This window comes from Methanothermobacter sp. (genome assembly GCF_030055425.1).
Lineage (GTDB): Archaea > Methanobacteriota > Methanobacteria > Methanobacteriales > Methanothermobacteraceae > Methanothermobacter.
In genome coordinates this window covers 217,318-240,598 of sequence record NZ_JASFYE010000003.1, presented here as the reverse complement: position 1 = coordinate 240,598, position 23,281 = coordinate 217,318, and the positions used below count along the sequence as shown (strand labels likewise).

26 protein-coding genes are annotated in these 23,281 nt (G+C 50.6%); 13 read left to right on the top strand and 13 right to left on the bottom strand.

Annotation, left to right across the window (positions count from 1 at the left end; genetic code table 11):
* Nucleotide 1: 1 nt before the first annotated feature.
* Both QFX39_RS05040 and QFX39_RS05035 read left to right on the top strand, forming a co-directional pair.
* The gene (locus QFX39_RS05040; protein ID WP_300477950.1) at nucleotides 2-862 is read left to right on the top strand and encodes a hypothetical protein; all 861 of its coding nucleotides are present in this window, start codon (nucleotides 2-4) and stop codon (nucleotides 860-862) included.
* Nucleotides 863-979: 117 nt separating this feature from the next.
* Nucleotides 980-2,077, top strand: coding sequence for an inositol-3-phosphate synthase (locus QFX39_RS05035; protein WP_300477948.1), 1,098 nt, complete (start codon nucleotides 980-982; stop codon nucleotides 2,075-2,077).
* Nucleotides 2,078-2,167: 90 nt separating this feature from the next.
* On the opposite strand, the gene QFX39_RS05030 is transcribed toward QFX39_RS05035, so the two are convergent.
* Nucleotides 2,168-2,353, bottom strand: coding sequence for an ATP-binding protein (locus QFX39_RS05030; RefSeq protein ID WP_013296279.1), 186 nt, complete (start codon nucleotides 2,351-2,353; stop codon nucleotides 2,168-2,170).
* 173 nt (nucleotides 2,354-2,526) lie between these two features.
* Between QFX39_RS05030 and oadA the strand changes: the two genes are divergently transcribed.
* Nucleotides 2,527-4,233, top strand: a complete 1,707-nt coding sequence (gene oadA, locus QFX39_RS05025) for a sodium-extruding oxaloacetate decarboxylase subunit alpha (RefSeq protein WP_300477945.1) — start codon at nucleotides 2,527-2,529, stop codon at nucleotides 4,231-4,233.
* 277 nt (nucleotides 4,234-4,510) lie between these two features.
* On the opposite strand, the gene QFX39_RS05020 is transcribed toward oadA, so the two are convergent.
* The 5 genes from QFX39_RS05020 to QFX39_RS05000 all read right to left on the bottom strand — a co-directional run bounded on the left by QFX39_RS05020 (nucleotide 4,511) and on the right by QFX39_RS05000 (nucleotide 7,613).
* The gene (locus QFX39_RS05020; protein WP_300477943.1) at nucleotides 4,511-4,939 is read right to left on the bottom strand and encodes an energy-coupling factor ABC transporter permease; all 429 of its coding nucleotides are present in this window, start codon (nucleotides 4,937-4,939) and stop codon (nucleotides 4,511-4,513) included.
* Nucleotides 4,940-4,964: 25 nt separating this feature from the next.
* The gene (locus tag QFX39_RS05015; protein WP_300477941.1) at nucleotides 4,965-5,099 is read right to left on the bottom strand and encodes a hypothetical protein; all 135 of its coding nucleotides are present in this window, start codon (nucleotides 5,097-5,099) and stop codon (nucleotides 4,965-4,967) included.
* 174 nt (nucleotides 5,100-5,273) lie between these two features.
* Nucleotides 5,274-5,945 (bottom strand): 7-cyano-7-deazaguanine synthase QueC, encoded by a 672-nt coding sequence (queC, locus tag QFX39_RS05010; RefSeq protein WP_300477940.1) that lies wholly within the window; start codon nucleotides 5,943-5,945, stop codon nucleotides 5,274-5,276.
* Nucleotides 5,946-6,055: 110 nt separating this feature from the next.
* Nucleotides 6,056-7,264, bottom strand: coding sequence for a nickel pincer cofactor biosynthesis protein LarC (gene larC, locus QFX39_RS05005; protein ID WP_300477939.1), 1,209 nt, complete (start codon nucleotides 7,262-7,264; stop codon nucleotides 6,056-6,058).
* Nucleotides 7,265-7,280: 16 nt separating this feature from the next.
* Entirely contained in the window at nucleotides 7,281-7,613 is a 333-nt protein-coding gene (locus QFX39_RS05000) for an MJ1244 family protein (protein ID WP_300477938.1), read from the bottom strand.
* 125 nt (nucleotides 7,614-7,738) lie between these two features.
* Here QFX39_RS05000 and cobZ point away from each other — a divergent pair, with 125 nt between their 5' ends.
* The 4 genes from cobZ to upp are packed head-to-tail and all read left to right on the top strand — an operon-like array spanning nucleotide 7,739 to nucleotide 10,524.
* The gene (gene cobZ / locus QFX39_RS04995; protein ID WP_300477937.1) at nucleotides 7,739-8,572 is read left to right on the top strand and encodes an alpha-ribazole phosphatase CobZ; all 834 of its coding nucleotides are present in this window, start codon (nucleotides 7,739-7,741) and stop codon (nucleotides 8,570-8,572) included.
* 11 nt (nucleotides 8,573-8,583) lie between these two features.
* Nucleotides 8,584-9,327, top strand: coding sequence for an adenosylcobinamide-GDP ribazoletransferase (cobS, locus tag QFX39_RS04990; protein ID WP_300477936.1), 744 nt, complete (start codon nucleotides 8,584-8,586; stop codon nucleotides 9,325-9,327).
* 26 nt (nucleotides 9,328-9,353) lie between these two features.
* The gene (locus tag QFX39_RS04985) at nucleotides 9,354-9,914 is read left to right on the top strand and encodes a tRNA (cytidine(56)-2'-O)-methyltransferase (protein WP_300477986.1); all 561 of its coding nucleotides are present in this window, start codon (nucleotides 9,354-9,356) and stop codon (nucleotides 9,912-9,914) included.
* The gene (gene upp / locus QFX39_RS04980) at nucleotides 9,889-10,524 is read left to right on the top strand and encodes a uracil phosphoribosyltransferase (protein WP_300477934.1); all 636 of its coding nucleotides are present in this window, start codon (nucleotides 9,889-9,891) and stop codon (nucleotides 10,522-10,524) included. Before QFX39_RS04985 ends, upp begins: the two co-directional genes overlap by 26 nt.
* 92 nt (nucleotides 10,525-10,616) lie before the next feature.
* Here upp and QFX39_RS04975 read toward each other — a convergent pair whose 3' ends face one another.
* From QFX39_RS04975 to rplJ, 4 genes are all read right to left on the bottom strand, one after another.
* Complete coding sequence (locus QFX39_RS04975; RefSeq protein WP_300477984.1) at nucleotides 10,617-11,114, bottom strand: fumarate hydratase C-terminal domain-containing protein; 498 nt, start codon at nucleotides 11,112-11,114, stop codon at nucleotides 10,617-10,619.
* Nucleotides 11,115-11,221: 107 nt separating this feature from the next.
* Nucleotides 11,222-12,367, bottom strand: coding sequence for a tyrosine decarboxylase MfnA (gene mfnA / locus QFX39_RS04970; protein WP_300477932.1), 1,146 nt, complete (start codon nucleotides 12,365-12,367; stop codon nucleotides 11,222-11,224).
* A 40-nt stretch (nucleotides 12,368-12,407) separates the two neighbouring features.
* Nucleotides 12,408-14,678 carry a phosphoenolpyruvate synthase gene (gene ppsA / locus QFX39_RS04965; RefSeq protein WP_300477930.1) on the bottom strand — a complete coding sequence of 757 codons (2,271 nt, stop codon included), beginning with the start codon at nucleotides 14,676-14,678 and terminating at the stop codon, nucleotides 12,408-12,410.
* 58 nt (nucleotides 14,679-14,736) lie between these two features.
* Nucleotides 14,737-15,219 (bottom strand): 50S ribosomal protein L16, encoded by a 483-nt coding sequence (gene rplJ, locus QFX39_RS04960; protein ID WP_013296292.1) that lies wholly within the window; start codon nucleotides 15,217-15,219, stop codon nucleotides 14,737-14,739.
* Between the two features lie 169 nt (nucleotides 15,220-15,388).
* Between rplJ and QFX39_RS04955 the strand changes: the two genes are divergently transcribed.
* The 4 genes from QFX39_RS04955 to QFX39_RS04940 are packed head-to-tail and all read left to right on the top strand — an operon-like array spanning nucleotide 15,389 to nucleotide 18,402.
* The gene (locus QFX39_RS04955) at nucleotides 15,389-16,168 is read left to right on the top strand and encodes an AAA family ATPase (RefSeq protein ID WP_300477928.1); all 780 of its coding nucleotides are present in this window, start codon (nucleotides 15,389-15,391) and stop codon (nucleotides 16,166-16,168) included.
* Nucleotides 16,169-16,209: 41 nt separating this feature from the next.
* Nucleotides 16,210-16,452, top strand: coding sequence for a KEOPS complex subunit Pcc1 (locus tag QFX39_RS04950; RefSeq protein WP_300477927.1), 243 nt, complete (start codon nucleotides 16,210-16,212; stop codon nucleotides 16,450-16,452).
* Between the two features lie 37 nt (nucleotides 16,453-16,489).
* The gene (gene serS / locus QFX39_RS04945; RefSeq protein ID WP_300477926.1) at nucleotides 16,490-18,031 is read left to right on the top strand and encodes a serine--tRNA ligase; all 1,542 of its coding nucleotides are present in this window, start codon (nucleotides 16,490-16,492) and stop codon (nucleotides 18,029-18,031) included.
* 14 nt (nucleotides 18,032-18,045) lie between these two features.
* Nucleotides 18,046-18,402: a hypothetical protein gene (locus QFX39_RS04940; protein WP_300477925.1), complete on the top strand. Its 357-nt coding sequence runs from the start codon at nucleotides 18,046-18,048 to the stop codon at nucleotides 18,400-18,402.
* 61 nt (nucleotides 18,403-18,463) lie between these two features.
* Here the strand turns inward: QFX39_RS04940 and QFX39_RS04935 are convergent, their stop codons facing one another.
* The 3 genes from QFX39_RS04935 to QFX39_RS04925 all read right to left on the bottom strand — a co-directional run bounded on the left by QFX39_RS04935 (nucleotide 18,464) and on the right by QFX39_RS04925 (nucleotide 21,573).
* Nucleotides 18,464-19,609, bottom strand: a complete 1,146-nt coding sequence (locus QFX39_RS04935; RefSeq protein WP_300477922.1) for a histidine kinase dimerization/phosphoacceptor domain -containing protein — start codon at nucleotides 19,607-19,609, stop codon at nucleotides 18,464-18,466.
* Between the two features lie 144 nt (nucleotides 19,610-19,753).
* Nucleotides 19,754-20,485, bottom strand: coding sequence for a peptidylprolyl isomerase (locus QFX39_RS04930; RefSeq protein WP_300477920.1), 732 nt, complete (start codon nucleotides 20,483-20,485; stop codon nucleotides 19,754-19,756).
* Nucleotides 20,476-21,573 (bottom strand): nucleotidyltransferase family protein, encoded by a 1,098-nt coding sequence (locus QFX39_RS04925; protein WP_300477918.1) that lies wholly within the window; start codon nucleotides 21,571-21,573, stop codon nucleotides 20,476-20,478. The genes QFX39_RS04930 and QFX39_RS04925 overlap by 10 nt, the downstream gene beginning before the upstream one ends.
* Before the next feature lie 47 nt (nucleotides 21,574-21,620).
* Between QFX39_RS04925 and pyrC the strand changes: the two genes are divergently transcribed.
* The gene (gene pyrC, locus QFX39_RS04920; protein WP_300477917.1) at nucleotides 21,621-22,910 is read left to right on the top strand and encodes a dihydroorotase; all 1,290 of its coding nucleotides are present in this window, start codon (nucleotides 21,621-21,623) and stop codon (nucleotides 22,908-22,910) included.
* A 66-nt stretch (nucleotides 22,911-22,976) separates the two neighbouring features.
* Nucleotides 22,977-23,156: a CooT family nickel-binding protein gene (locus QFX39_RS04915; protein WP_300477916.1), complete on the top strand. Its 180-nt coding sequence runs from the start codon at nucleotides 22,977-22,979 to the stop codon at nucleotides 23,154-23,156.
* The last annotated feature ends 125 nt before the right edge of the window (nucleotides 23,157-23,281 follow it).

Below are 23,281 nucleotides of genomic sequence, written 5' to 3'. Positions count from 1 at the left end.
AATGAAGCGGGTCATCCTCCTTATACTAATATTAATACTCATTCAGGGCGCACATGCCCACCAGCCCCGCCTTGTGAGTGATGATGAGGTTACAGTCAAGAACCCAGAGGTGTCACAGGCATTCTATGGTAAACTTGAGGGGGAACCCGTCTACTTCAGGGTGGATTCAGGGAGACCCTTCAGACTGTATGTTAATATTCTGGTACCGCTCTCCCCCGATGCAGAGGCCGTTTCTGTGGATATAATAAGGGATGGCAAGGTTATAGGGACACTTGATGGTAACCTGAGTTCCTGGAGCCCCTACTTCGAGGAGTTTGGTGGTGACAGTTACTTTAAGGGCCCTGAATTCAACAGGACCGTTGGGGCGGGCACATACTACCTCATGGTAAGTAATCAGGATAACAGGGGAAGTTACGTCCTTGCTGTGGGGGAGGAGGAATCCTTCCCCCCTGATGAGGCCCTGAACGCCATTTTCCTTCTCCCCATCCTGAAGTCAGTGGTGTTTGGTGTTCCGGTATTCCCTAACATCCTCCAGTTTCTGGGCATGGCCATGGGGATGGGGTCATTCCTTGTGCTTCTCCTCCTCTCATGGCGTGGTTACCTTTTAGAGGATGAACACCGGGACATCAGATGGATGCTCTGGGCAGGAATACTTTTAATCGTTGCAGGGTGGATACCCACCCACCTCAGAAACCCCCTGAATATAATGGGAAACTTCATTAACCTTTCACTAATTTTAATAGTTATACTTACCTGGAGGTTTGATAAGGGGCTTCCAGAATACAGTAAGTTCAGGGAAAGTATCCTCCTTGCCTCATGGATAATTCTACTCATTCTGAGGGCCTCAATTCTGAATTGGTGATCCCACCAGAAAAGGGGCGAAACATTTAATAGTTTAATATGCAAATCTTAAAAAGTAAGTTGATCAATTTATAGCCTTGATTTTATGATTATCACAAATCTCTGAAAGGTGTTTCAATTGGATAAGATAAAGATTGCAATAGTCGGTGTGGGAAACTGTGCCAGCTCCCTGATTCAGGGGATATACTATTACCGTAACAAGGATGCCCGTGATTCAATAGGACTCATGCACTGGGATATTGGGGGTTACAGGCCAGGGGACATTGAGGTTGTGGCGGCCTTCGATGTGGATAAGAGAAAGGTCGGGAAAGACTTGAGCGAGGCCATATTCGCACCCCCCAACTGCACGACGGTATTCTGTGATGATATACCCCTGATGGGTGTTGAGGTATCCATGGGGCACGTCCTTGATGGTGTGGCGCCCCACATGAAGGATTACCCTGAAGACCAGACATTCGTTGTAGCAGACGCCGAACCCGTTGATGTTGTGGAGGTCCTCAGGGAAAGCGGGGCTGAAATACTCCTCAACTATCTACCCGTGGGATCAGAGGAGGCCGCAAGGTTCTATGCTGAGTGCGCACTCGAGGCCGGGGTTGCCTACATAAACAACATGCCGGTCTTCATAGCCAGTGATCCTCAATGGGCCGCCAGATTTGAGGAGAGGGGGATACCAATTGTTGGTGACGATATAAAGGCCCAGCTTGGAGCCACCATAACCCACAGAACCCTTGCAAACCTCTTCAAAAAGAGGGGTGTCAGACTTGATCGGACCTACCAGATAAACACCGGTGGGAACACTGACTTCCTCAACATGCTCAACCGTGACAGGCTTGACTCAAAGAAGGAATCCAAGACTGAAGCAGTTCAATCAATACTTGGTGATGAAAGGCTGGATGAGGAGAACATCCACATAGGCCCCAGCGACTACATACCATGGCAGAAGGATAATAAGATCTGCTTCCTAAGGATGGAGGGCCGGCTCTTTGGGGATGTCCCAATGAACCTTGAGCTGAGGCTGAGTGTTGAGGACTCGCCCAACTCTGCCGGATGCGTCATCGACGCCATAAGGTGCTGCAAACTTGCAATTGACCGTGGAGTGGGCGGAACACTCACATCAATATCAGCCTACACAATGAAGCATCCGCCGGTGCAGTACACCGATGATGTGGCCGCCAGTATGGTGGATGAATTCATTGAGGGTAAAAGAGAGAGATAAACCTGTAATCTTTAATTTTGTAGATGAATCCGAAGAAATAAACAATCAATCAAAACTATTTTTATAAAAAGGAGTTATCTGGGTTGAGGGTCAGTCCTCCTCAACCTCTATGCACTCATTGGGGCAGACGTCCATGCATACCTCACATTCATTGCATTCCTCAGGGTGCTGGACCTTGAGTTTACCGTCAACTATTATGAGTACCTCCATCGGGCATACATCGACACATTCTCCGCATGCATCACATTCATCATAATCTATGATTATCTTTGCCATTTTGATTCTCCCTTAAAATTCGTTGTAAATTTAATGGTTAGGATTAGTATCTCATTCCTTATAACCATTTCAGGCGTGGGATAAATTCATAGAGAATTAATACATCTGCTGTGTATTTAAGGAAGTTCCTACTATGTATATAAAGAATTAACTGATCTCATGAGAGGGTCACGATGAAAGGGATAAAGGTCGTTGAAACAGCATTCAGGGATGCGCATCAGTCACTTCTTGCAACTCGCCTCCGGACAAGGGACATGATACCCATCGCAGAGGAGATGGACAGGGTTGGTTTTTTCTCACTGGAGGCATGGGGAGGCGCAACCTTCGATACCTGCATACGTTACCTGAACGAGGATCCATGGGAGAGGCTGCGGGAACTCAAGGAGCACATAAAGAGGACTCCCATACAGATGCTCCTCCGTGGTCAGAATCTGGTGGGTTACAAGCACTACCCCGATGACATCGTGAGGAAGTTCATTGAGAAGTCATATGAAAACGGCGTTGATGTGTTCAGGATATTCGACGCCCTTAATGACCTCCGGAACATGGAGTACGCCATAAAGGTTGCCAGGGAACAGGACGCCCATGTCCAGGGGGTTATCTGCTACACCATAAGCCCATACCATACACTTGAAAGTTACGTGGACTTTGCAAGGGAACTCGAGGCCCTTGAATGTGACTCGGTTGCCATTAAGGATATGGCAGGTTTAATTTCACCCCACGATGCCTACGAACTTGTAAGTGCCCTTAAAGAGGAAACAGACCTCATGGTAAATCTTCACTGCCACTGCACAAGTGGTATGACACCCATGAGTTACTATGCGGCCTGTGAGGCGGGGGTTGATATCCTTGACACAGCAATATCCCCCCTATCCTGGGGTGCCTCACAGCCTCCGACCGAGAGCCTCGTTGCTGCCCTCAGGGACACTCCCTATGATACCGGACTCGACCTCAAGATCCTGAAGAACATCAAGAAGTACTTCGAGGAGATCAGGAAGAAGTACAGCAGCCTACTGGACCCCATCGCTGAGCAGATCGACACAGATGTCCTTATCTACCAGATACCCGGGGGTATGCTATCAAACCTTGTTGCACAGCTCAAGGAACAGAACGCCCTTGACAGGTACGAGGAGGTCCTTGAGGAGATGCCCCGCGTGAGGAAGGACATGGGTTACCCGCCACTTGTAACCCCCACGAGCCAGATAGTGGGTATACAGGCTGTTATGAATGTCCTGAGTGGTGAAAGGTACAGTATGGTCACCAATGAGGTGAAGGACTACTTCAGGGGACTCTATGGTAGGCCACCAGCACCTGTAAATGAGGAGGTCGCAAGGAAGGTCATTGGCGATGAGGAGCCCATCGACTGCAGACCCGCAGACATCCTCAAGCCCCAGTACGAGGAGTGCAGGAAGAGGGGTGAGGAGATGGGCATAATAGAGAAGGAGGAGGACATACTGACCCTCGCACTCTACCCTGCCATAGCACCCAAGTTTCTGAGGGGAGAGGTTGAGGAGGAACCGCTAGAGCCCCCCGTGGAGGAAAGGGCACCCGCCGGTGAAGTGCCAACGGTCTTCCATGTTGAGGTGGACGGTGACGAATTCAACGTAAAGGTCGTGCCCACAGGATACATGACCATCGAGGAGGCTGAACCAGAACCCCTGGATGTTGAGGGTGCCGTCAGGTCAACGATGCAGGGGATGGTTGTGAAGCTGAAGGTCAGTGAGGGTGACCATGTGAATGCAGGGGATGTTGTGGCTGTTATTGAGGCCATGAAGATGGAGAACGACATCCAGACACCCCACGGTGGCGTTGTTGAGAGGATATACGCAGGCGAGGGCGAAAGGGTTGAGACAGGTGACATCCTCATGGTCATAAAATAAAATTTTTACATTTTTTATCACAGCGTGGCCATAGCAGACCCCCGCGGGTTCTGCTTCATGGGGAGCCTGCCTGCTTTTATGTCCCGGAGATTCCTCTGTATCCTTAAGCCATCTGGGATTGTACTCATCTATTCTCAGGACCCTTCTTCTATTTTTTATCCTGGACCTCAGCATTCAGCTGATTCAGGTAAATCTGTGAAAGAGCTATCATTGAAGATCCCAGATCCGCTCAATCCATGATGACATGATGATGCAGCCAGCGGCCGTGAGTAAACCCTCAAGGAGGCCCCCATGTTGCTGAATAGGCCCCCATGCTCACCACTGACCTCATGATGGGGAATACGCCTGCAGCCCCAAGCTGGATACCTGTGAGGATACCTACCAGTACATATGATGCAAAACCAGCGATGAATCCTGAAAGAACCCGCCTTCCCCCCAAACCCCCAGTTGCCCTGCTGTAGATGTAGAATCCAAGGAAACGCCCAGGAACCCCCATAACGATCATGTTTGCGCCAAGTAATGTTACCCCACCAAAGCCAAAGAAGATGGACTGTACAAGCATGACAGCAGCCATGAGGATAAATGCCGGGAAGGGGTTTTTAAGAATTACTGAAAGCAGTGCGGCCCCGTTAAGGGTAAGCGGTACGCCTAGGGCACAGGTATGCAAAGCCTGAATTAAGAAGATTAAAGGTGGTGCAGTTAACATGATCAGGAGAACCTGTAAGGTCTACCTATGCTCCCTCATCCCTCTTCATTGACAGAAGACCCCTTATCACCCATGCAATACTCAGGACGAGTACCACAGTTGCAATTACATTGTAGAAGACCCGCTGCCAGGCAGGGATAAAACCATCAGGTATGTGCATTCACCATCACCTCAAGGTGATAATATAATATGAATACATAAAAAAGTATTCCTGATTCTCTCATCTAAAGAAGTCTGGTGTTAAGAAAAACAGACGCTCCCCCAACTTCCCTCAGTTAAAAAAGTCTATGGCAGGAAAAAACTATAATAAGCCGCCAGTGTGAGGGGTAACCCTCTATTCAAGGTATCCTGTGGGATCCTCAACACCTGCAAGCTTGAAGGCCCTCCTCCTCCTCAGGCAGGACTCGCAGACACCACAGTGGACCTCACCTCCACTGTAACATGAGTAGGTCAACTCAAAGGGCAGATCCAGAGCAGAGCCAGCCTTAACTATCTCCCTCTTGGTCATACCTATAAGCGGCGCCCTCACCTCAACACCCCGGAGCGTACCTATACCCAGAAGCCTGTTGAACGCATCGAGAAACTCTGCAGAGTTGTCAGGGAAGGTCTCGGCCTCTTCAAGGTCCCACCCCACTATAACCGCATCTGCATCCAGGGCCTCTGCAAAGGAAACACCAATGGCTGTGAAGACTATGTTCCTCCCGGGTACCCAGACCCTCCTTGCCGTCTCAAGGCACTCCTCCCTGTCATCAAGATCTGCTGGTGAGGGTATCTCACCCCCCGCTGTGAGGGCTGAACCACCAAGTCTTCCAAGCCAGGGGAGTTCAATGATTGTGTGTTCAATGCCAAGGTGCTTAGCAAGTTTTCTGGCGTGTTCAATCTCCATTGCGGCACTTCTCTGGCCGTAATCGAATGTTAAAGCGTGGATCTCATATTCAGATGCCAGCAGTGCTGTTGCAACTGCAGAGTCCATGCCAGCTGATAGTATGCTGATTGCCCTACTCATTCCAGATCTCCCCAGCTTTTATTTTTACCAGTATTCTGATCAACCTAATCATCAGAAGCCTCCCTATGTTCTTATTGACATTCTCATCTCAGATTTCCCCATCTCTTATGTTATTCATCATTATCCTTCATGAAATCTCTGAACTGTTTCTCGGCCATTTCCATGACATCCCTGAGGGGTATCCCTGTTTCAAGTGATATCCTCCTTGCATCCTCGTATTCTATCCTTGCATTCACAACCCTTGAACCCAGGAGGCCAACCTTGAACCTGGCCCTTCTTCTCCCCTTTATATCAACCTCTGCCTCCATGATTCTCCTCTCAAGGACGCCCCTGTGAACCTGGGGGAATATCCTCACACCAAGTGTTCCTGTCTCAGAGAATAGGTGTTTGAGTATCATTTCATGGTCATTTTCCCTGCATATGACCCTTATTAGCTGTCCTGGACGGTTTTTCTTCATTATAACCGGTGTGAGTGTAACGTCAAGGGCACCTGCATCCATGAGGCTCTCGAAGAGGTTGCCCAGGACCTCCCCGCTGAGGTGATCCACATTGGTCTCAAGTAGCGTTACCATGTCATGGTGCACCGCCTCTGAGCCCCTCACCACCCTCAGGACATTCGGGAAGTCAGGGTCCATGTCCCCTGCACCGTAACCGGTGGCCTGGATCTCCATTGAAGGATAGAACCTCCTGTATCCCCTAACCATGTTAACAAGGAGCGCGGCCCCTGTGGGTGTTGCAAGTTCCATCTCAACCGGCCCTCCATTCACAGGGAAACCCCTGAGTATTTCAACTGTGGCCGGTGCAGGGACAGGTGTCTTTCCATGGGCACCGCTCACTGTACCTCCCCCAACCGCCACGGGTAGTGTGTAGACCGTATCCCTCTGAAGGTTGAGGTCAAAGTAGGCAAATACAGTCCCAAGGACATCTGCAACTGCATCAGCGGCCCCAACTTCATGGAAGTGGACATCATCCAGTTTCACGCCATGAACCGTGGCCTCTGCCTGTGCCATGGTATGGAACACTGCCCTTGCCATTGAGAGCATCTCATCGTCAATGCCAGGATGGCTGATCCTCTCAAGGCGCTTTAGAAATTCCATGTAACCTATGCTGAGGGAGTCGTCTGCCCTCACATCAACGTGGGTTGCCCTGATGCCTGACCTCTTAACCTCTGAAACCTCCACGCTGGCCCCGCCGAAGTGGGATGCCGCCTCCTCCATGACCTCCGCTGTCCTCTCAGGATGGGCCCCCAGATCTATGAGGGCCCCAACCATCATGTTACCTGATACCCCTGCAAGCTGGGGGTCTATGACCGTTACCATTCAAGCACCGTCTGGATCACTCTGGTGGTGAATTGACTATTATTCTCCTTATAGGTATCTCTATTATGGTGTACTTCTCATCACCAAGCTCCCTGCTGAACCTGGCCACGATGGGGTCAACGAGCTCCTCGTCAACCACCGAGCATACCAGGACCGCGTCCCTTGCATAGTCATGTATGAGTGAGATTGCTGACTTGGGGTCCTCCTTGATTGAGAATCCCCTCCACTCTGTTGGGGAGACGCCCTTGTATTCAACTATGTAGAAACCTGTGACGCCCTCATCTGCCAGTATGTTCATGACGCGGCCCAGGTTCTCAACCTCCACGAATACCCGTAGATGCACCTTCATTAATATCACCCTATATAGATATGTGGTGTGTAGATAATAAATCTGATGAGGAAGAGAACTGTACTGATGCTGGGTGCAGATAATGAATCCCATAGAATAACGGTGCTTATCTGAAGGTGAAACCCTTGAATGAAAAGTTAAATCTTAACGGTGCAGAGGTTGTAATCGAATCTGATCTTGTGAGGGTGATGGCAGAATCCGGGCTTGTGGCTGCCTCAGGAACCATCAGCACATCCACTGAGGTTACCCTTGAACTCCCAAGCCCCCCTGAGGTTGCCTGTGCAGGTAAAGTCCTCTCGGTATTCTCTGCTGGAGATTTCCTCCACGTCCTCGTGGTGTGTGGGGAGCGGTGCGGTGACCGCATACCTGAAATCCTGCAGCTTTCTGTAAGTGAAGTAACATCAGCCCTGGGGTTACTCACAGAAATCCTGGAGCCCAGGGTAACCGTGGTCTCCATGCCCGGTGATGAAGGGTTCAGTGCACCTGACCTGAGGAAGTCCCTGAGGCTTTCATCTCAGAGGTTACTCCTTGAGGGCCCGGGGGTTGAGGAACTCCTGGAGCTGCATGGTGTGACAGCTGAGGCCATGGTCGATGCTGGTATGGAGCTCGTGGTTGGAGCTGAGGTCACAGAGGAATTGAGGGAGAGGCTGCGTTCCGAGATAAACCGTGCGCTGGGGGACCTGAACGTTCGTGTGCTTCTTGCCGCGGCACTGCATATTGAGGATGACATCAGAAGAAGGAGGCTGCTTGGAGTGGACCTCACAGATGACCCGGCCTACCTCTACAGTGATGAGGTGATAGGCATGGCGGTTGCCAATCAGGTCGCAGGCACCAAGGCAGTATTCAATTTCAAGCGCTACGATGAGGAGAAACCAGGTGTGATAGGGGAACTCGGACCCATGGTGGATGATGCAGTGGCTGGGCTCATAGCAGGCTGCATGTCAAGGCTCTTTGAGTGATGGTGGTTTTCATGGATTTTCTGAGGAAATTCGCTGGACTCATATCATTTTCAACCGTCTTCCCGGTGGGTTCAGAGGCGACCGTTGAGGAGATAGCCTCCCTGACACTGCACTGGCCACTTGTGGGGGCCCTCATAGGGGTCATTGTGGGTTCAGGGGGTCTTTTAGCATCCCTCATACTCCCCTACCCGGTGGTTGCCTGTGCCGCATATGCCCTTGCCATATGGTTCACCGGCTTCCACCACCTTGATGGCCTCATAGACATGGGGGACGCCCTCATGTCCCATGGGAGCTTCGAGAGGAAGATAGAGATAATGAGGGACCCTCGTATCGGTACCGGTGGACTGGGGCTTCTCATTATGGTCTCCTCACTGACAGTGGCATCAGTATATTCCATTCCATCAGATATCATATTCCAGGGCCTTTTAATTTCAGAGGTCTCTGCAAAGATATGCCTTACTGGCTGTGCACTGGTCTCAAGGCCCCTTGACAGTGGCACAGGGAGGCACTTTATAAATGCGGCCAGGAGCCCCCTCATCGCGCCTGTGTGGTTCCTCTGGTCAGCTGCAGCCTACCTGTTACTTGGGATTCCGGGGGCTCTTAGTGTTGTTGTGGCCGCTGCCTCGGGAGTATTCATCGGATTTACCGCGAGGAGAAACTTCTACTGGAGCACAGGTGATGTTCTCGGGGCCTCAAATGAGATTGGGAGGATGACTGGTCTCCTGGGGATTGCTGCAGCCATCCAGTTAATATGATTTTATACTGATTTATGGAGGTCATTATAATGGATATCAGGGTTTTAAGGTTAGGTCACAGAAAGTCACGGGATGCGAGGATCACGACACACGTGTGCCTCACCGCAAGGGCCTTCGGGGCATCTGAGGTCATACTTAGTGGTGAGGAGGACCCTAAACTCATGGAGGGCGTTGATGATGTTGTTAAGAGGTGGGGCGGACCCTTCAGGGTGAGTTACAGGAGAAACTGGCAGGGCGTCATTGAGTCCTGGAAGCAGATGGGTGGGGAGGTTGTGCACCTCACAATGTACGGTCTCCCTGCAAGGGACGTTATACCTGATCTAAGGGAAAGCCCGGCAGGTAAACTCGTGGTTGTCGGGGGCGCTAGGGTCCCCGGGAAGGTCTACAGGCTTGCAGATTACAATGTTGGGGTGACGAATCAGCCCCACTCAGAGGTCTCATCCCTTGCAGTCTTCCTCCACATGCTCCTTGATGGGGGTGAATTCGACCTCAAATTTGAGAACCCCATGATAGAGGTTGTGCCCCAGGCCCATGGAAAGAAATTGATTGAGAGGGGAGGTGATGTCGATGCTCAGGGTGATAGATAACCTGGTTGTAAGGGAGATTCTAACAGGTATAAGGAGGAGGGGAATTGACCCCGCCAGTTTCAGGAAGGGCATATCTGATATAGGCCGCTACCTGGCCTATGAATTCGCAGACACTCTTAAGTGGCGTGAGGTTGATGTTGAAACACCACTGGGGGTTGCATCGGGTGTTGAGATCACAGATAGAAACAGGATCGTTGTGCTGAGCATCCTCAGGGCATCACTTCCATTCACAGAGGGTGTTATGAGGGTTTTCCCTGAGGCAGAACAGGGTATTGTGGGGGCCTGCAGGTCAGATGATCCTCCCTTCAATGTTTCAGTTGACTACCTGAGGGTCCCTGAACTGGATGGTAAGATAATGGTGATAGCTGACCCCATGCTTGCAACGGGTAACACGGTTATGGGGATCCTTGAGGCCCTTGAGTCATGCGGCACCCCTGAGAGGACCGTCCTATTCAATGTTATATCCTCAAGGCCCGGCCTTGAGAGGGTCCTTGAAATGGATATGGAGGTCTACACCTGCAGTGTGGAGGAGGAACTCAACGACAGGGGCTACATTGTACCGGGACTGGGGGATGCAGGGGACCTTGCATTTGGAAGGCCATCAGAATAGATAACAATAAACCTATGGTGGTGGGGACCCTATCACATCCCAGCCACCAGAATGAACTGATCCCGGAAAAATATGGCAGGAGTGACTGATCATCAATCGTAGACTGACCTTCCACCGGCTGCCGCCACTATACCGGGGATCCCCTGGACTCTGAGCTCAAATATGGCCTCCATACCCTCCTCCTCAAATGCAGCGACTCTTCTTGATTTAATACGGCTTGTGAGGAGTGCCGCGACGGGTGGTGTTACAATGAAAACCGCCCCGGCATCACCGAGTGCCCTCACGGTTTCATCCTTAAGTTTTCCCTTACCTATGTGGACCAGCACACCCCTTGATGCCAGGTAGGGCATGCTCTCCTCTATGTCCTCCTTGTTACTGCTTGTGGGGGCTATTCCGGCCGGGCTTACTGCTGTGTGCATTATCGCAGCACCCCTCACATCAAATGGCTCCTCACCCCTCTTGAGGGCATCCACAAGTTTGGGGAGCGCAGCATCCCTTCCAGTGTATATGATACCATCTATGATAACACGGTCTCCGGGACTGAGCCCCTCAAGTTCCATTCTAGTTGTGGGTGTAGATATCCTCATAATTACTACCATCCAGAGTCATTTAACAGCTGCAGATATCCTCATAATCACCATCAGGAACACATGAGTTCCAGATCTTTAATATCCATAGAAATATCAACTTTAATCTTCTAAATAAGGGTTTTGATGTCCTCGAGGAATAGTTCAATGTGCTCTGCCTTTATGTGGGGCATGACAACAACCCTTATGGCCGGCGGACATGCTGATACAGAGACTGCCCATCCCATCTCCTCGAGTCTGGAGGCAAGTTTCTCTGGACTCATGGATGGGTGATTGAATGCGACTATGTTGAGTTCCGGTTCAACTACCGGTTCATAGCCCAGATCCCTAAGGCCCTCATCCAACCTGAAGGTCACATCCATCACCCTCATGGCGAGTTCACGGTACCCGCTGCGGCCCATGTGCCTGAGGACCGCCCATGTTGCAGCTGCAGAGGCCCCGGTCCTTGTGCCGACTATCGTTGACTGCTGCTTCTCTGTGAGGTAGGGGGTCTCTATGCTCATGGCGTCCAGGTAGGTTTCGTCCCTGAAGAGTATGCAACCACTGGGTATCGGGGCAAGGCCCATCTTATGGGGGTCTATGGTGATGGATGAGACACCCGGCAGTTTAAAGTCAAATTCAGGGAGTTCAAAACCAGCATCCCGTAGGAAGGGTATTATGAATCCCCCGAATGCTGCGTCCACGTGGAGGTGGATGCCCTCCTCAATGCAGATATCTGAGAGCTCGGCTATGGGGTCTATCCTCCCGAGTTCAGTTGTCCCTGCTACCCCTACGATGGCCACGGTGTTATCGGATATCATCTCCCTGACGGACCCCACATCGACCCGGTAGTCCCTGTCCAGTTCCGCCTCCCTGAGTTCAAGACCCATTATATCCGAGGCCTTTCTGAAGGAGAAATGGGCGGACTTAGGGACTATTATCTCGGGTTTATCCAATTCAGCCATGTTCCTGGCGGCCCTCATGGCCATGAGGTTGGCCTCGGTACCCCCGGTTATTATGTGGCCCGCTGCATCAGGTTCTGATAGGAGTTCCCCGAGCATCCCTATAACGCGGGATTCAAGTTCCCTGGTTCCCCTGAAGAGTCCGGGGTCTCCAAGGTTGGACTCCAGGAAGTCACAGTAAACCCTCCTTGCGAGGGGGTGGGATGATGTGCACATGGATCCAAGTATTCTGCCTGAGGTGTAGGTCATGTCCCTTGACCTGAATTCCTCAAGAAGTTCGAGGACCCTTTCCTCGGGGAGGCCCTTTTCATCCATTTTTACGCCCAGAAAATTAATTTATATGTGAAAAAAGGTTTTAGAGAAGTTTCCTTGCCGCCTTAAGGAGGAGTCTCTGTTCTGCCCTTGCAACGGTCTTCCTCACCTCGGCAACCGCATCTGTGTTGGCGGATACACTGCTTATCCCGAGTTCCACCAGTTTCTCAACTATCCGCGGGATGCTTCCTGCCTGACCACAGATACTGGTTTTAACCCCTGCCTCATTGCATTTCTTTATAACCCTCTCAATGAGTTTGAGGACCGCTGGGTGGCCCTCTGTGTAGAGGTCTGCCACGTGTTCATTGTTCCTGTCTATTGCAAGGGTGTACTGGGTGAGGTCATTTGTACCGAAGCTCACAAAGTCGACGCCCTCTGCAATGAAGTCCTCGATTATGAGTGCCGCCGCAGGTGTCTCCACCATGATACCGAATTCAACGTCCCTGTGGGGCTTAAGGCCCGCCTCCTCTGCTATCCTCTTGGCCTTCCTCAGTTCATCAGGGTGCTGTACGAGGGGTATCATTATGCCTATGTTGGTGTAGCCCTGCTCGTGGAGTTTCTTTATGGCCCTGAACTCTGCCCTGAGGATCTCCGGCTCATCCAGTTCCCTGCGTATACCCCTCCAGCCCAGCATTGGGTTGTGTTCGTAGGGTTCATTCTCACCACCCTCAAGGGTTTTGAATTCATCTGTTGGCGCGTCAAGGGTCCTGTACCATACGGGGCGTGGGTAGAACTCATCTGCAACCTTGAGGATGTTCTCCGCGAGGATCCTCACAAGTTCATCCTCACGTCCGTCCTCAATGAATTTCCTCGGGTGGACGCCTGTTGTGAGCATCATGTGCTCGGTCCTCAGAAGTCCAACACCATCCGCACCTGTTGCCGCGGCCTTCCTTGCAGCCTCAGGCATGCTAACGTTAACCTTGACCTCTGTAACCGTAAGGATGGGTGACTCGACGGTGACAGACTCCTGGGCAGACTCCTTCTTCTCCTCCTCTACAACACGGCCCTCGTAGACGAGTCCCTTGTTACCGTCGATGCTGACGACCTGGTTCTCCTTTAGAACCTCGGTTGCATTGCCTGTACCCACAACACAGGGTATTCCAAGTTCCCTTGATACAATCGCGGCATGACAGGTGACACCACCCTCATCGGTTATTATACCGCTGGCCCTCTTCATTGCAGGGACCATGTCAGGGGTGGTCATGACCGTGACGAGGATGTCGCCGAGCTGTATCTTATCCAGTTCATGGATCTCCCTTATTATCTTGACCTTACCTGATGCAAGGCCAGGACTTGCCCCAAGGCCCTTGAGTATCACATCCTTCGATTTAACCTCTCCTTCCTCCACGACTTCCCCGAGGGTTGTTATGGGCCTTGACTGTAGCATGTAAACCTCACCATCCATTATGGCCCACTCGGTATCCTGTGGTGAGCCATAGTGTTCCTGTATCCTTCTACCCATCTCTGAAAGGGCAGCTATCTCCTCATCAGAGAGGACCCTCTTGTTTCGAAGTTCAGGGGGGACCTCCTTTTTCACTGTCCTGCCATCCTCCCTTGTGAACATGACGTTCTTCTCACCGACAGTGAATTCAAGGAGTTTACCTGTGCTCTTATCAACCCAGTAGGTGTCAGGGGTCACTGAACCTGAAACCACAGCCTCACCGAGACCCCAGGAGCCCTCAATGAGGATCTTATCCTCCCCGGTTGATGGGTGGACGGTGAACATGACCCCTGCCTTTTCAGCGTCAACCATCTCCTGGACAACAACCGCTATGTAGACCCTGGAGTGGTCGAAGTTGTTCTCCTCCCTGTAAAAGATGGCCCTGGCCTCAAACAGGGACGCCCAGCACTTCCTGACATACTCCATGACATCCTCGGCGCCCCTTATGTTAAGGAAGGTGTCCTGCTGACCAGCGAATGATGCCTCAGGGAGGTCCTCTGCTGTGGCTGAGGAACGTATGGCGACGTACACATCATCCTTTCCTATCCTCTGGCAGAGTGCATTGTATGACTCTATTATGAGTGTCTGTATATCCTCAGGTATCTCTGTGGATGTTATTATGTCCTTTATCTCAGCTGATACCCTCTGCAGCTCCTTTGTATCATTGACATCAAGGTTTTCAAGCATGTCCATTACAATGGTCTGGAGTCCCGTGTCTGTCATGAACTTGTCATAGGTTGCCGCTGTCACCACGAACCCCGGGGGAACTGGTATGCCTGCCTGGGTAAGTTCACCAAGGTTTGCACCCTTTCCGCCAGCGATTCCCACATCATCCTTACCGAGTTCCTCAAAAAACGCCACATACTTAACCATTTTATCCCCTGAACTAGTTGGTGTCATGAAAAATATGAATGTGAAAAAAATGAGAGTTTTATTTTACGAGCTCCTCGCCCCTGTCAATCACAATCCTGCATGGAACAGGGAACTTCATTGCAGCCCTCCTCAGGGCCTCCTTGGCATCCTTGAAGTTCTTCTTGTTTGTCTCGATTGTGATTATCTTCTGGTTCTTCTTAACAAGGGCCACTGTACTCACTGGTTTCCCGAATGCCTTCCTCATACCGTCCTGGACACGGTCAGCCCCTGCCCCTGTCGCCATGGGGTTTTCACGGACTATGTGGTGGGGGTATACCCTTATCTTAAGGTGGTAACCCATCCTACCGGCCTTCCTCTGCATGTAACGGTTTGAGGCTATCCTGGCTGCCTCCAGGGCATTGTGGGTTATCTGGGTTGGTGCCTTAACAGCAACGCTCAGTGAAATCGGGAATTCAGCTGAGAGGTTACCCATATCATATTGAACTATCTTTGAACCTGGAATTTTCTTGATGTACTCTCTTCTTGTGTATGCACGAACCATAAATAATCCTCCTGTGATCATGTCCATGAGAATAACTATGAAATGAGTATCTCGGTAACCATTAATAAATATTGTCTTGGAAGCCAAACAGTTAATAAATCCTACCTGAAAAATATAAGGATACATATAATTAGCAGGGATGGTTTTTAAAAGTTTCCATGGTGTCATCATGAAGATAGCCATAACCGGTAAGGGAGGGGTGGGCAAGACAACCATAGCCGGCACCCTGGCCTGCATATTCTCCGAAAAATTCAGGGTCTTTGCCATTGACGCCGACCCCGATATGAACCTTGCATCCAGTATAGGTATAGAAGAGGAGATAACACCCATATCCCGGATGAGGGATGTGATAAGGGAGCGCACTGGAGCGGAGCCTGGTTCATCCTTCGGTGAGGTATTCAAGCTCAACCCCAGGATAAGTGACCTTCCAGATTCACTCTCCATCCAGCACCCCCAGAGACCCAACCTCAGGGTGATGGTGATGGGTACCGTGGAGCATGGTGGTGACGGCTGTGTCTGCCCTGCCTCGGTGCTCCTCAAGGCCCTGCTCCGCCACCTGATACTCAGAAAGGATGAGATGGTGATCCTTGACATGGAGGCCGGAATAGAGCACCTTGGAAGGAGGACCGCGGAATCCGTTGATCTGATGGTGGTGGTTGTTGAACCCGGCCTCAAATCACTTGAAACAGCGTCAAGGATAAAGAAACTCGCAGCAGACATCGGCGTTAAGAGGTTAATGGCCATAATCAACAAGGTATCGGGCAAAGAGGATGAGGAATTCATGCGTGAAAGGCTGGAGGAGGCTGGAATTGACGTTCTTGGCTGTGTACCCACAGATAAGACCGTTGTGGCGGCCGATATGAGGGGCGAGCCCCTTGCCATGCACCCGGAATCGGCTGCCTTCAGGGCCATAAGAGAAATCTCCGAGAGGATAGCCTCAACGGAGTGATAATTAATGAGGAGATAACTTCACACAGACGGAGGGCTGAAATGAGGATATCAGTAACCATAGAAGCGGAATACGAATCAGAGGAGGAAGCCAGGATAGTTATGAAGGCACTTGAACCCGAAAACAGGTCATACGTTGAATCTGAAATTGACGGATCAACATTAAGGTTCACCATGGAATCAGATTCCATTGGAACAGCCCTGAACACCGCAGATGACCTCATATTCTCCGAGATGATAGTCGAAAATATGATGGGCTTTAAATCAAAGGATTCAGAGAATTAAAGAACCGATTTAATCAGGCTTAGCATGTGGTGATTGGATGAAGTTCAAACTTAAGGGAATAATAAAACTCAGTAAAGAGGTTCCAGAGGCAGAGAAGGACATTGAAGAGTTCCTGAAAGATGCTGAAAAAGACATTCTCCGGAGGGGAGTCCCTGAGGGCCAGGAGAAGGAGGCTTCACATGTAAAATCATGGGAGCTCACGGGGGACACACTGAAACTTGAAATGGAATCAGGAAGACGTGTGAGGGCCCATGACGGCCTTCTGAGACTCAAAAAGCCCCTGGGACAGCTCCTTGGACCCCGTTACAGGGTCGGTGTCAGGGGCGTTAATGTGGAGGACTACACCCTTGAAATGGACGCACCGGGGGTATCAGAAATACCCGGTCTCAGGGAGCTGCCATTTGTGGAGGACGCGGATATCTCAGAGGGCACCATAAGGGTTAGATTCCAGCCCCTTGATGAATCAGAGCTCAGGAAACACGTTGTGGACAGGGTTGTGAAGCACGCCCTCAGCCTCGTTGAATCCTCACAGGACCTCACAGCCAGGGTCACAAGGGCAACCCCCGGTGAGATAGTTGCAAGAAGCGAAAAAAGGGAGTTCTTCTTTGATGGAGACCCCACGGAGGAGGCCATGAGGCTCGGGTGGGTTAAGAAGTTTCCCGGGCGTGGACAGTGGTTCTACGGGCCCCAGATAACCGCCCTGCACCGTGCCCTGGAGGAGTTTCTCATTGAAAGGATAGTGAAGCCCCTGGGATTCGTTGAGTGCCTCTTCCCGAAACTCATACCCCTCGATGTTATGAATAAGATGAGGTACCTTGAGGGCCTGCCTGAGGGGATGTACTACTGCAGCGCCCCAAGCAGGGACCCTGAAACCTTTGAGGAGTTCAAGAATGAACTCATCATAAACAGGGAGGTGCCAATGGACCTCCTCAAGAGGGGTCTGAAGGATCCCGGCTATGTTATTGCACCGGCCCAGTGCGAGCCATTCTACCAGTTCCTTTCACATGAGGTGGTGAATCTGGATGATCTCCCCATAAAGTTCTTTGACAGGAGCGGCTGGACCTACAGGTGGGAGGCGGGGGGAGCCAAGGGCCTCGACAGGGTCCATGAGTTCCAGAGGATAGAACTTGTGTGGCTGGCATCCCCCCGGGACACCGAGGAGATACGTGACCGCACCGTTGAACTCTCATATGACGCCGCCGATGAACTGGAACTTGAATGGTACACTGAGGTGGGGGATGACCCATTCTACCTTGAGGGCAGAAGGGTTGAGGAGAGGGGAATAGAGTTTCCTGATGTCCCCAAATATGAGATGAGGCTCTCACTGCCAGGGAAGGAGAAGGGAGTGGCAGTTGTATCTGCCAATGTACACGGGACACACTTCATTGAAGGATTTTCAATTAGGGAGGCCCGTAACATGAACATATGGACCGGATGCACAGGTATAGGTCTTTCAAGGTGGATATACGGCTTCCTGGCCCAGAAGGGCTTTGATACTGAGAAATGGCCAGAATTCATAAGGAAGCGGGTTGAGGGTGTTGAGGCCCCCCGTATAGTTACCTGGCCCGGCAAGGACTGATCTGAGGTGGTCATTTGAACTGTGACAGGCACCCTGAACGTGAAGGTGTGGCGTCATGCATAATATGCGGGAGGATACTCTGCGAGGAGTGCCGTCTGAAGCTTGGAGGCAAAAATTACTGTGAGAGATGTGCTGATAAGCTCTTCAGGGAGCGGGTTGAGTCCGGTGAAGAGAAAAGGAAGGGTATGGGCCTTGGGGTTAAGATACTCATTTCCATCCTCATAATCCTGGGTATCCTTGCTGTTCTATCATACCTGATCTACAGTGTGTACCTTGCACCATACTATGGCAGCCCTGAAAACGTGCTCGGGATACTCATGAATGACCCTGAAAGGATAATCCGGTTCCTGGGAACAAGGATCTCCAGTTAACTGATCAGAAGTGAAACATATTTAATAAGCCATGATCGAGTTCCTGGGGAAGGATCTTCACCTAAACCCTCCGGGGGTAGCTGGGCTCCCTGAACTCTATCAGGAAGGATGTTCCCTCCCTCGACTCAAATGTGAGTGTCCCGTCAAGCTGCCTCACAAGGCCCAGAACAATATCCAGCCCAAGTCCTGCGTCTTCCTCAAGGCTGAATCCCTCTGGAAGACCCCTCCCATTATCACTGACCCTGAGAAGGAAACCATCAGAGGTATCCTCAAGGGATACCCTGACAGTTCCTACATCATCGAATGCGTGTCTCAGACTGTTTGATATAAGTTCATTTAAAATGAGTCCCAGTGGAACTGCCGTCTCAATGTCGAATTCCTCCTCACCAATGTCCACCTCAATGTGAACACTGGACCTGTACATGTCACGCAGGTAGGATATGAGCCTCTCTGTGTACGATGCAAAGTTCACTGTACTTGACTCTGGATTGGAGAGGAGCAGCTCATGGACCAGTGCCATGGCCCTTATCCTAAGCTGCAGAGCCCTCATGAGTTCACAGGAATCATGCTCCATTCCCCGTGCCTGGAGGTTTATGAGGCTTGAGATGATCTGAAGGTTATTCTTGACACGGTGGTGGAGTTCTGATAGGAGTGTTCTGTTGGTCTCAAGGGACCTTCTTGCTGTCTCCTCGGACCTCTTTATATCTGTTAGATCCTCAAATATTCCCAGGAATCCCCCGTCAATCCTCCTTATTAGAACCCGTATCCATCTATCCCCCTGCCTTATCATGAACTCCCCCTGAGTTTTTCTGACGTCTGCAAGGTCCCCGTGGAGTTCACCTATAAATCTGTTGTCTGCCGGTTGCCTGAAGATCTCCCGGATGGTGGGGTTAGACTCCAGTATCCTTCCATTGGCATCCATGAGAACCACCCCCACAGGGAGTTCCATGAAGAGGGACCTGAACTTCTTTTCACTGATCCTCAGGGACTCCTCCTTATCGCTCAGTGACCGCAGGTAGAGGCGCAGAACCGCGAAAAGAAAAAGTGAGGTCAGGATTATGAAGAGGGACCCCTTGATGATTGAAAGCTGGATGACAGCGTGGGGCTGTGCTATGAGATAGAGGATGTAGTCTGATGAGAATATCCAGAGAAGGCTGAAGATTGCATAAGAGATTGCTATCCTGAGTGCGTCTCTCTGGGGATCCATATTATATTGTTCTATTCGGGGGTCCTAATAATTTTTGGAAAAAGTGAGTTATCGTGAACTCATCAGTGAAATAAAAATAGAATCAGCAATATGAAGTTAAGTTCTCTACAAGAATCAATCAAGTATTTGTGGATTCTGAGGAAGTTATTCCTCTGAATCCTCATCTGTCTCCTCTTCCCTCTTCTCAAATACATCGGCAAATTCAACCTTGGTGACGCCCTCAATGTTCTCCCAGACGTCCTTTGCTATTCTGAACCTTGTGAGGGTAACATCCATGTAGGACCTGTTATCGAAGCGGGTCATCTCATCCATGCAGATCCTCACACGCCCATCATCTATTTCAACCTCTGTCTTGTCGATGTCCATGTTCTGGGATGGGTAGTGGAGCTGTATCATGCTCTTTACCTTTTCAACATCATCTGTGATTATCTCAGTGACCTTCAGGTCGTATTCGAGGGTTTTACCTGCAAGTTCATGGTTGAAGTCCACCCTGACACGTCCACCTGAGACGTTGAGGACCCTGCCCTCATGTCCCTCAACAGTGAGGGGCATTCCAGGGTAGGGCTTTATTCCCTGCCTCTTGAATTCGCCCATGGGTATGAGCTGGACAAGCTTTGGGTCCCTGTTACCGAAGGCGTCCTCTGGTTCAATTTCAACGTGTTTTTCCTCGCCTTCCTCCATTCCGATAACAGCCTCGTCAAGGCCCTTTATGAGGTGTCCGCCTCCAACAACGACCGGTATGGGGCCGAAGGTCTTCTTTATCTGAAGTCCTGCCTCCTTAGCCACTTCCTCGTCTGTTGTGTCAAAGACCTCGCCGGTCTCCTTGACCTTACCTGTGAATTCGATTTTTATAAAGTCTCCTTTATTCACTGCCATATCTCTAGCCTCCTGTGTGGTATTCTATCCTTAAATTCTCTAAGGATTTCTTTATCCTTAAATGCAAGAATTCGAATTACAGATGGATAATTTTCTATATATTTATGGACCAGTCCCTTATGAACCTTTGCCTCGAGGACCGAAATTATGCGCTGTTTGTGGTGCCTGCTGAATGATGGGGGTATGGCTGCCTCAACCTCAGTAAGTGAACGGTACGGCCTTTTCCTTACGATTGCAGATGCTGTTAGATCATCGAAGAGGTTGAGGCCCTTGAGTTCATCAATTTCAAGGCTGTTTGCGTTTATGAGTATCTCGGTTGAGAGCCTCAGATCATGCAGGGGTGCCCTGCCCTCTGTGATTTCCCTTTCAAGGACCTCAACCGTCTCGGCGGGAAGCATGTGCGCGACTTCCCCAATTTCACCCCGGGATACCGCATCCCGTATTCTGGTTCCGCTCACACCCTCAAGTCTTTTTATGAATATGAACTTATCTCTGAAGTTGAATCCGATCTTGCCGAGGGCCCCTGCAAGGGACGCTATGACATAGTTGTCCTCCTCAAGTTTACCCTCAAGTACTGTTTCAGAGGTGTCAAGGTCCACTATCCTGTAGGGCCTTGGCACAACCCTGTGGCCCCTCCTGATCCTTTCAAGGACCTCATCAAACCCATCAAACGGCCTGTAGCCGCGGGGTATCCAGTCAGCATCGAGGGCCCTGAACATCCTTGCAAGGCAGAGGGAGTACTGGCCCGAGCCCATAACACCCATAGGGGGGCCCTCAACCACTATATCAGCCCCTGCCCTGATGGCTATCTCCGCCCTGGCCTGGCGGGTCATTATGTATGGTACGCCCCTCCCGCTTCTCTCAAGGGGTCCTGGTATTACAGCCACGAAGAGGGCGCCGGGTCTGAGTCCTCTGGCCTCCAGCATGCAGTGCCTGTGGCCCCTGTGAAAGGGGGAGTACTCTGTGAAGTCCGCCATGATCCCGGGTTCAGATGCATGGTCACCGTATTCCGGTTTATTGATGGCGTCCGCCGTGATGAGTTCAAGGTCCCTTTCAATTATACTCCCTAGAAATTCCTCTGAAGGCATGTTAATTAATATAAATCCATGGATAAATAATTTGAGTGGATGATACCATGCCAGTTGACCTCTTCCTTGAGAACTGCAGAACCGAGAGGGGAACCTTCAATATAGGTGTTGATGATGGACGGATAGTGAAGATAACCCGTGGGAGGATGGATACCTCTGAGAGGATTGACCTTAAGGGTTATCATGTACTCCCGGGACTCATAGATGCCCACGTGCACTTCAGGGATCCTGGACTGGAGTACAAGGAGGACTTCAGGTCCGGTTCAATGGCCGCTGCCCGTGGAGGCTTCAGCACCGTCATTGACATGCCAAACACCGTGCCACCAGCGGATACCGCATCTGAGTTTGAAAGGAAGATAAAGATTGGTGAACGTAAGAGTATGGTTGATTTTGGCCTCCACGCCGGCTACTCTGACCCCTCAGAGGTTGAGAAGATACTCAGGTTGGGTCCGGCCTCATTCAAGGTCTTCATGGACTCCATTACAATGGGTAAGGTTGATGTCCTCTTCAGAAGACTCAGGGAGCTCGGGTCAATGGTGCCCATCACCCTGCACTGTGAAAACCGTGAGATAATAAGGCATCAGTGTGAAAATCTTGGGGGAGTGGAGGACCCCTACGCCTACTCCCTGGCAAGGCCACCCCTTGCAGAGGAGGTTTCGGTTGCAGAGGCCGCTGCACTCGCATACCATTACCGGCACCCGGTCCACATATGTCACCTCAGCACCAGGAGGTCCCTCCGGTTCATTGAACCCTTCAGGGAGTATGTGACCTGTGAGGTTACACCACACCACCTCCTCCTGGACTCAGGGTATCTGAGGAGGTTCGGTAATCTTGCAAAGACCAATCCCCCTCTGCGGTCAGCTGAAAGCGGATTATCCCCCGGGGATATTCCTGGTATAGATATAATTGGAACAGATCATGCCCCCCATACACTCCCTGAAAAGGAGATGGGTGTCTGGGAGGCGCCACCCGGTATACCCAACCTTGAGGTTGTGCTAAGAGTGCTCCTTACACTTGTTTCAGATGGCCGGATGAACATTTCAACCATAAGGAGAATGCTTGCTGAGGGGCCAGCCAGGATCTTTGGACTGGGTTCCAAGGGATTCATAAGGGAGGGGATGGACGCTGATTTCACCGTTGTCGATCTGAGAAGGGAGGGGAAGATACGTGCCGATGAATTCTACAGCAGGGCCCATTACACGCCATTTGAGGGTTTCAGGTACTGGGGGGATGCCGTGATGACCATTGTCCGTGGGGAGGTTGTCATGGATGATGGTGAGGTCCTTGGGGGAAGGGGAAGGTATATGCCATGCAACAACCAGAAAGAACATGATTAATAATGAAAAAATTTATATCTGATAATAAAGATACCCCAAACCTCAATACATCTGGATGGTGAAAGAATGTGTGAATCAAACCTGTACTCAGAGGATGGAGAACTCCTCATGGAGGACGTTATATTAATTGAGGTCCTTGAAGATGGAATCAAAGCAACGGATGTCCTCAACTCAACAAAGGAGTTTGAAGGAAAACTCACAAGGCTGGACCTGGATAAGCACAGAATTTACATAAAACAGAAATAACCGTTTTTCTTATTTATTCCTAGGTCCATTAACCACAAACGATCAGAACCAGTTAATTTTTAAACTCTAATACAGAAGTCTATCAGTAATTTCTGAAACTTATTTTAAAAAATAAAAGGGGTTTG

Bases quoted from the DNA above. Each gene is read 5' to 3' on its own strand.
- QFX39_RS05040 (WP_300477950.1), top strand. From the start codon at position 2: ATGAAGCGGGTCATCCTCCTTATACTAATATTAATACTCATTCAGGGC.
- QFX39_RS05030 (WP_013296279.1), bottom strand. From the start codon at position 2,353: ATGGCAAAGATAATCATAGATTATGATGAATGTGATGCATGCGGAGAA.
- oadA (WP_300477945.1), top strand. From the start codon at position 2,527: ATGAAAGGGATAAAGGTCGTTGAAACAGCATTCAGGGATGCGCATCAG.
- QFX39_RS05020 (WP_300477943.1), bottom strand. From the start codon at position 4,939: ATGTTAACTGCACCACCTTTAATCTTCTTAATTCAGGCTTTGCATACC.
- QFX39_RS05015 (WP_300477941.1), bottom strand. From the start codon at position 5,099: ATGCACATACCTGATGGTTTTATCCCTGCCTGGCAGCGGGTCTTCTAC.
- queC (WP_300477940.1), bottom strand. From the start codon at position 5,945: ATGAGTAGGGCAATCAGCATACTATCAGCTGGCATGGACTCTGCAGTT.
- larC (WP_300477939.1), bottom strand. From the start codon at position 7,264: ATGGTAACGGTCATAGACCCCCAGCTTGCAGGGGTATCAGGTAACATG.
- QFX39_RS05000 (WP_300477938.1), bottom strand. From the start codon at position 7,613: ATGAAGGTGCATCTACGGGTATTCGTGGAGGTTGAGAACCTGGGCCGC.
- cobS (WP_300477936.1), top strand. From the start codon at position 8,584: ATGGATTTTCTGAGGAAATTCGCTGGACTCATATCATTTTCAACCGTC.
- upp (WP_300477934.1), top strand. From the start codon at position 9,889: ATGTCGATGCTCAGGGTGATAGATAACCTGGTTGTAAGGGAGATTCTA.
- mfnA (WP_300477932.1), bottom strand. From the start codon at position 12,367: ATGGATGAAAAGGGCCTCCCCGAGGAAAGGGTCCTCGAACTTCTTGAG.
- ppsA (WP_300477930.1), bottom strand. From the start codon at position 14,678: ATGGTTAAGTATGTGGCGTTTTTTGAGGAACTCGGTAAGGATGATGTG.
- rplJ (WP_013296292.1), bottom strand. From the start codon at position 15,219: ATGGTTCGTGCATACACAAGAAGAGAGTACATCAAGAAAATTCCAGGT.
- QFX39_RS04955 (WP_300477928.1), top strand. From the start codon at position 15,389: ATGAAGATAGCCATAACCGGTAAGGGAGGGGTGGGCAAGACAACCATA.
- QFX39_RS04950 (WP_300477927.1), top strand. From the start codon at position 16,210: ATGAGGATATCAGTAACCATAGAAGCGGAATACGAATCAGAGGAGGAA.
- serS (WP_300477926.1), top strand. From the start codon at position 16,490: ATGAAGTTCAAACTTAAGGGAATAATAAAACTCAGTAAAGAGGTTCCA.
- QFX39_RS04935 (WP_300477922.1), bottom strand. From the start codon at position 19,609: ATGGATCCCCAGAGAGACGCACTCAGGATAGCAATCTCTTATGCAATC.
- QFX39_RS04930 (WP_300477920.1), bottom strand. From the start codon at position 20,485: ATGGCAGTGAATAAAGGAGACTTTATAAAAATCGAATTCACAGGTAAG.
- QFX39_RS04925 (WP_300477918.1), bottom strand. From the start codon at position 21,573: ATGCCTTCAGAGGAATTTCTAGGGAGTATAATTGAAAGGGACCTTGAA.
- pyrC (WP_300477917.1), top strand. From the start codon at position 21,621: ATGCCAGTTGACCTCTTCCTTGAGAACTGCAGAACCGAGAGGGGAACC.
- QFX39_RS04915 (WP_300477916.1), top strand. From the start codon at position 22,977: ATGTGTGAATCAAACCTGTACTCAGAGGATGGAGAACTCCTCATGGAG.